The organism is uncultured Sphingomonas sp. (assembly GCF_913778135.1).
GTDB lineage: Bacteria > Pseudomonadota > Alphaproteobacteria > Sphingomonadales > Sphingomonadaceae > Sphingomonas.
This window is the reverse complement of sequence record NZ_CAJYVU010000105.1, coordinates 1-7,106: the sequence shown is the minus strand read 5'-3', so window position 1 is coordinate 7,106 and position 7,106 is coordinate 1. Positions and strand designations below refer to the sequence as shown.

The window sequence follows — 7,106 nt, the reverse complement described above, 5'->3', positions numbered from 1 at the left end:
GACTGGCGCTGCCGCCCAAGCGGATCGCGGTCAACCTGTCGCCCGCCGATCTGCCCAAGGAAGGCTCGCACTTCGATCTCCCGATCGCGCTCGGGTTGCTAGCGGCAATGGGCGTGGTCGATGCGGAGGCGCTGGCCGATTACGTCATTGTCGGCGAGCTTGGGCTAAACGGTCGGCTTGCGCCGTCGCCGGGCGTGCTGCTTGCGGCGATCCACGCAGCCGAGATCGGCAAAGGACTGATCTGTCCGGCCGCGCAAGGACCCGAGGCGGCGTGGAGCGCGGGAGTCGAGGTGGTTGCCGCGCCCGACCTGCTCGGCCTGCTCAACCATCTGAAAGGCGAACAGCTGCTCGCCAGCCCCCGGCCTGGCGAGGTCATTGACGGGCGAAGCGGCCCCGACTTGCGGCAGGTGAAGGGGCAGGAAACCGCCAAGCGCGCGCTGGAGATCGCCGCGGCAGGCGCACACAATCTTTTGATGGTCGGACCGCCGGGCGCGGGCAAGTCGCTGATGGCCGCCTGCCTGCCCGGCATCCTGCCGCCGCTCGACGCGGCTGAGGCGCTGGAGGTCAGCATGGTGCAATCGGTCGCGGGCACACTGACGGGCGGTCAGCTCACCCGCGTGCGCCCCTTCCGTCAACCGCATCACTCCGCCTCAATGGCGGCACTGACCGGAGGAGGCCTGCGCGTGAAGCCGGGCGAGGTCAGCCTCGCGCACATGGGTGTCCTGTTCCTCGACGAGCTACCCGAGTTCCAACGCGCGGTGCTCGATTCGTTGCGACAGCCGCTCGAGACCGGCACCGTCAGCGTCGCGCGCGCCAACGCGCACGTAACCTATCCGGCGCGAGTGCAACTGATCGCGGCAATGAACCCATGCCGCTGCGGGCATCTGGGTGACGCGAGCCTCGCCTGCGCACGTGCGCCGAAGTGCGCCGCGGATTATCAGGCCAAGGTGTCTGGGCCGCTGCTCGACCGCATCGACCTGCACGTCGAGGTGCAGGCGGTCAGCGCCGCAGACCTGTCGCTCCCACCGCCCCGCGAGGGCTCCGCAGAGATCGCTGAGCGGGTGGCGACCGCACGAGAGATCCAGGTCACCCGGCTGGCGAGAACCGGCACGCGTACCAACGCCGAACTGGATGGCGACACGCTCGACCGATTTGCCACGCCCGACGACGCCGGTCGCCAGCTGCTCACGCAGGCGTCGGCGCAGTTACGCCTCAGCGCACGCAGCTACACCCGTGTCCTTCGCGTCGCGCGAACGATCGCCGATCTTGCCGGCGCAGAGACGATCAGCCGCATCCACGTCGCCGAGGCGCTCAGCTACCGCCGCCAGCCGCCCAGGAATTAAAAGTCAGGCAACTAGACGTCGCGAAAGGAGGTGACCGGATCGGCCGGACCGTGCCCACTCGGCGCGCGCGGCGCCTCGATCGCGACGGGCTCGGGCGCGTCGAACCCGCCCTCCCATTTCGCTACCACGGCGCTCGCTACTGCGTTGCCAATGACGTTGGTGGCGGTGCGTCCCATGTCGAGGAAGTGGTCGACCGCCAGGATCAGCAGCAGCCCCGCCTCGGGAATGTTGAACATCGGCATCGTCGCAGCGATCACCACCAGGCTGGCGCGCGGCACGCCCGCGATCCCCTTGCTGGTCACCATCAGCACCAAGAGCATCGTGATCTGCTGCCCGATCGAGAGGTCGATCCCGTACGCCTGCGCGACGAACAGCGACGCAAACCCCATGTAGATCATCGAGCCGTCGAGGTTGAACGAGTAACCCAGCGGCAGCACGAAACTGGCGATCCGCGGCGGTACGCCGAAGCGATCGAGCGCCTCTAGCATCCGCGGGTAGGCCGCCTCCGACGACGCGGTCGAGAAAGCGACCAGGAGCGGCTCGCGCACGTGGCGGATGAGGTCGACGATCCGCCGTCCAATGAAGAGCGTGCTGACACCCAGCAGCACCGCCCATAGCGTCAGCAGCGTCAGGTAGAAGCTACCCATGAAATAGGCGAGCTGCCCGATGACGGACGGACCACGCTCGGTCAGCGTGCCCGCCACCGCCGCGAACACCGCGATCGGCGCCAGCCGCATGACATAGTCGGTAACCTGCAGCATGACGTGCACCAGCGCGTCGATGCCGCGCACCAGCGGCGCGGCCTTCTCGCCGACCGCGGTAATGCCGACGCCGACGAACACCGACATGACGACAATCTGCAGGATCTCGTTCTTCGCCATCGCATCGACCATCGAGGCGGGGACGATGTGGGTGATGAAGTCCTTCAGATTGAACCCGGTCGTCTCGACGCCCGACGCGGCGGTGGCGGCGGGGAGCGTCAGGTTGATGTTCACGCCGGGCTGGAACAGATTGACCATGATGAGGCCGAGACCGAGCGACACGAGGCTGGCGCAGATGAACCAGCCGAGCGCGCGTCCACCGATACGCCCCAACGCCTTCGTGTCATCCATCTGCGCGATCCCAGAGACCAGTGTCGCGAAGACGAGCGGGGCTATGATCATCTTGATCAGCCGCAGGAACAGCGAGGTCAGGATTGAGAAGTAGCCCGCTAGCTCGGTCAGCCGCGCCGCCGATGCCGGGGTGCCGTCGTCCAGCCAGGTGTTCAGCCCCAATCCGACGATCAGCCCCGCGACCAGTCCGATCATGATGTACAAGGTCAGCCGCTTGGCCAAATCGTTGCTCCCGCACGTTCGCGAAAAGGGAAGGGGATTGCGGCGCTTGCGTCAAGCACCCTATCGTTCGCCGCCTATGCCGACCTCCTTCACGCGCCGCAACGTCCTCGCCGCCGCCGCGATCATGCCACTCGTTTCGGGCGTGCTGCGCGCGGCCGAGCCCGACCTCGCAGGGCTCCGCGACATGACCGGCAACACGCGCCCGATCGACGCGGCGGAGCGCGCGCGACGGTTGTCGCGCGCGCAGGCGCTGATGCGCGCGAACGGCATGGCGGCGGTGCTGATCGAGCCGGGCGCGTCGATGATCTATTTCACCGGCGTGCGCTGGCACCTGTCCGAACGGCTGACGTGCGCGATCCTGCCGGTCGAGGGCGAGCCGTGCATCGTCACCCCCTTCTTTGAGGAACCGTCGGTCCGCCTCAGCCTGGCGGTGCCGGCAGAGGTAAGGACTTGGAACGAGGATGAGGATCCGCTCAAGGTTGTCGCCGGGTTCCTGCGCGACCGGCGGCTCACTGCGCGCCCGATCGGCGTGGAGGCGCACGTGCGTTTCTTCGCGACCGACAATCTACGGGCGGCTCTACCGGGTGTTCGGCTGGTCAGCGCCGATCCGGTCGTGCGCGGGTGCCGCATGGTCAAGTCGGCTGCAGAGATCGCGCTGATGCAGGCCGCGACCGACGTCACGGTCGCCGCCTACCGCTGGCTCCACCCGCGGGTCGAAGCCGGCATGACGGGCCGCGACGTGGGCGCGCTGATGAGTTCGGCGACACGTCAGCTGGGCGGCGATCCGGAATTCTCGTTGGCCTTGATCGGTCCGGACGCGGCGCTTCCCCACGGCGGGACAGCGCCGCGCCGCATCGCGGCGGGTGACGTGGTGCTGATGGATTGCGGATGTACCGTGCAGGGCTACCAGTCGGACGTGTCGCGCACCTTCGTCGTCGGGAGCCCGAGCGCTGAGGTTCGCCGCGTCTGGGATCAGGTCGCCCGCGGGCAGCAGGTCGCGTTCGCCGCGGCAAAGCTAGGCGCGACCGCGGGCAGCGTCGATGATGCGGTGCGGCGTTACTACGAGTCGATCGGCTATGGACCCGGCTACCGTTTGCCCGGGCTGTCGCACCGCACCGGCCACGGGATCGGCATGGAGGGGCACGAGCCGGTCAATCTCGTTCGCGGCGAGTCGACGCCACTCGGCGTGGGCATGTGCTTCTCGGACGAGCCGGGGCTCTACCTACCCGGCAAGTTCGGTGTAAGATTGGAGGATTGCTTCTACATGACGGCCGAGGGGCCGAAGTGGTTCAGCCAAGCGCCAGTGTCGATCGATCGGCCGGTCTGACGTGCCGAGGCAGGCTGGCAGGCGGCACGCTCCGGCCATTCGAGATCATGGGTGTGACATCTGTGCAGGGGAGTTCCGCCCAGACGCCACATCGGCCGAACAAGTAGGATGCCTCGCAGGCGTCAGACGCTAGCCAAGCGCTCCTCGAGCGCCTGCTGCTGCCGCATCAAAGCGGGCGGGACCGGCGCGCCGAACTCTTCCAGGAACGTGCGGTTGCGTGCGGCTTCCTCGGTCCACGTGGCCGGATCGACCGACAGCAATGTCTCGACCGCGTCGGCGGAAAGGCCGAGCGCGCCGACATCAAGCGCCTGAGCGGTCGGCAGATGGCCGATCGGCGTCTCGACCGCATCCGCCTCGCCCTCGATCCGGTCGACGATCCACTTCAGCACGCGCGAATTCTCGCCGAAGCCCGGCCAGACGAATTTGCCGTTCTCGTCCTTGCGGAACCAGTTGACCATGAAGATGCGTGGCAGGACGGCGGCGTCCGATTGCGCCTTGGCGCCGATCTTTACCCAATGGTTGAAATAATCGCCCATGTTGTAGCCGCAGAACGGCAGCATCGCGAAGGGATCGCGGCGCAGCGCGCCGACCTTGCCCTCGGCGGCGGCAGTGCCCTCCGACGCGATGTTAGCGGCCATGTAGACGCCGTGCTCCCAGTCGAACGCTTCGACCGCCAGCGGCACCGCGCTGGCGCGGCGACCGCCGAACAGGAATGCGCTGATCGGCACGCCTTCGGGCGACTGCCATTCGTCCGCGATGGACGGGCATTGCGCGGCGGGCGCAGTGAAGCGCGCATTGGGGTGCGCGGCGGGCTTGCCGCTCAAGGAGTCGTACGGCTCACCGGTCCAGTCGGTCAGCCCCTCGGGCGGCGTTTCCGACAGACCTTCCCACCACACGTCACCGTCGGCGGTCAGCGCGGTGTTGGTGAAGATGCACGTGCCCGACAGCGTGTCGATCGCGTTCTTGTTGGTCGCCGGACCGGTTCCCGGCGCGACGCCGAAGAAACCGGCTTCGGGGTTGATCGCGTAGAGCCGCCCGTCCTTGCCGAAGCGCATCCAGGCGATGTCGTCGCCAACCGTCTCGGCCTTCCAGCCCGGCACCGTCGGCTCGAGCATCGCGAGATTGGTCTTGCCGCACGCGCTAGGGAAGGCGGCGGCGACGTAGTGCGCCTTGCCCGCCGGGTTGGTCAGCTTGAGGATCAGCATGTGCTCGGCCAACCAACCCTCGTCACGCGCCATGACGCTGGCGATCCGCAGCGCGAAGCACTTCTTGCCGAGCAGCGCGTTGCCGCCATAGCCCGAGCCGTACGACCAGATCTCGCGCGTTTCGGGAAAGTGGACGATCCACTTTTCCTCATTGCACGGCCATGCGACATCATCCCGCCCCTCGGCCAGCGGCATGCCGACGGTGTGGACGCAGCGCACGAAGAAGCCGTCCTCGCCCAGCATGTCGAGCGCAGGCGTACCCATCCGGGTCATAATGCGCATGGAAAGGACGACATAGGCGCTGTCGGTCAGCTCCACGCCGATCGCGCTCTTGTCCGATCCGATCGGCCCCATGCAATAGGGCACCACGTACATCGTGCGGCCGCGCATCGAACCCGCGAACAATCCGTCGAGCTTGCCGCGCATCTCGCCCGGCTCGACCCAGTTGTTGGTCGGACCGGCGTCCGCCTCCGCGTCCGAACAGATGAAGGTCCGGCTCTCGACACGTGCGACATCGCGTGGATCGGAGCGCGCGTAGAAGCTGTCGGGGCGTAGTTCAGGGTTGAGCCGCACCAGCGTGCCGGCCTGCACCAGTTGCTCGGAGAGCGCATCCCATTCGGCCTGTGATCCGTCGCACCAGTGGATCGCATCGGGCTGCGTGTGCGCGGCGACCTGCTCGACCCAGTCGATCAGCGCGCGGTGACTGGTCGGCGGGGTGCCGGAGGTGCTCGTCGTCGCGACGGCGGGTTGCATCAGCATGGATTGATCCTCTCCGCCCATACACGGGCAATATTGTGCAACGTTAAAGCCGGAGTGCGACGGTGTTCAAATCTGAATAGCGGAATGGTATAAGCCTGCGTTAAAAGATAACGATGACAGCCGCGCACGACCTCAACCTGCGTCACCTGCGCCTGCTGGTCGCCATCGCCGAGGCCGGCAGCCTCAGCCATGCCGCAAGGGAATCCGGCGTGTCGCAGCCTGCACTCAGCCAGGCGCTCGCCAAACTCGAGGCGGCATTCGGTGTCGCGCTATTCGATCGCACCGCCTCTGGCGTATCGCCGACCGCAGCGGGTCGGCGCATCGTCCGCCGTGTCGACCACGCGCTCACCCGCATCTCGCGCGCCTTCCGTCGCTCCAGTGCGACGCCGCAGAAGGGCGACCCTCACAATTACCTGACCACCGCGCACGTCCGCGGCCTCATCAACCTCGCCGAGGCGGGAAGCTTCATGCGCGCGGCGGAAAGCGCCGGCGTATCGGTGCCCGCGCTTCACCGCGCGGTCCGTGACTTGGAGCAATTGAGCGGCACTGCCCTGGTTGAGCGGCGCGGTCGCGGCGTTGGCCTGACGCGCGCGGGCACGACGCTCGCGCAAGGCTTCAACCTAGCGCACGCCGAACTGACCACCGCGCTGGAGGAATCAAGCGGGAAGGGCGGGCGGCTCGCGATCGGCGCGATGGCGCTGTCGCGCTCGCTGCTGCTGCCCGCGACGTTAGCCGATCTGCTGCGCGATCATCCGGCAGCGCGCGTCGACGTGGTCGAGGGATCGTATCTCGAACTCGTCGAGCTGCTGCGCTCGGGCCGTATCGACATGCTGATCGGCGCGCTACGCGACCATCCCGGTCGAGAGCTGTTGCAGGAGCCGCTGTTCACTGACCGGCTGACGATTATCGGCCGCGCCGAGCACCCGCTAGCGCGCGGAAATATGGACGGCGAGGCGGGTTTCGAGGATCTCGCCGCTTATCCCTGGATCGTCGCGCGGCGCGCCTCCGGGTTGCTCGATCGCTGGCAGCAGATGTTCGACCATGCCGACAAGCCGCGACCCGACGCGCCAATCCAGTGCGGCTCGGTCGCCTTGATCCGCGGCGTGCTGGTACGCAGCGACTTCCTGACGCTGCTCTC

5 protein-coding genes are annotated in these 7,106 nt (G+C 67.4%); 3 read left to right on the top strand and 2 right to left on the bottom strand.

The genetic code is table 11. From position 1 onward, the window contains the following. Positions 1 to 1,343, top strand: a 1,343-nt coding sequence (locus QZ847_RS10105; protein ID WP_294356176.1) for a YifB family Mg chelatase-like AAA ATPase, incomplete at its 5' end; no start/stop codon positions are given. Positions 1,344 to 1,354: 11 nt separating this feature from the next. Here QZ847_RS10105 and QZ847_RS10100 read toward each other — a convergent pair. Further along, positions 1,355 to 2,677, bottom strand: a complete 1,323-nt coding sequence (locus QZ847_RS10100; RefSeq protein WP_294356174.1) for a dicarboxylate/amino acid:cation symporter — start codon at positions 2,675 to 2,677, stop codon at positions 1,355 to 1,357. 76 nt (positions 2,678 to 2,753) lie between these two features. On the opposite strand from QZ847_RS10100, the gene QZ847_RS10095 reads away from it, so the two are divergent. Continuing rightward, on the top strand, positions 2,754 to 4,004 hold the full coding sequence (locus QZ847_RS10095; protein ID WP_294356172.1) for a Xaa-Pro peptidase family protein: 1,251 nt from the start codon (positions 2,754 to 2,756) through the stop codon (positions 4,002 to 4,004). A gap of 122 nt (positions 4,005 to 4,126) precedes the next feature. On the opposite strand, the gene QZ847_RS10090 is transcribed toward QZ847_RS10095, so the two are convergent. Further along, positions 4,127 to 5,962: a phosphoenolpyruvate carboxykinase (GTP) gene (locus QZ847_RS10090; RefSeq protein WP_366930193.1), complete on the bottom strand. Its 1,836-nt coding sequence runs from the start codon at positions 5,960 to 5,962 to the stop codon at positions 4,127 to 4,129. A 119-nt stretch (positions 5,963 to 6,081) separates the two neighbouring features. On the opposite strand from QZ847_RS10090, the gene QZ847_RS10085 reads away from it, so the two are divergent. Continuing rightward, the coding region (locus QZ847_RS10085; RefSeq protein WP_294356168.1) for a LysR family transcriptional regulator at positions 6,082 to 7,106 on the top strand (1,025 nt) is incomplete at its 3' end.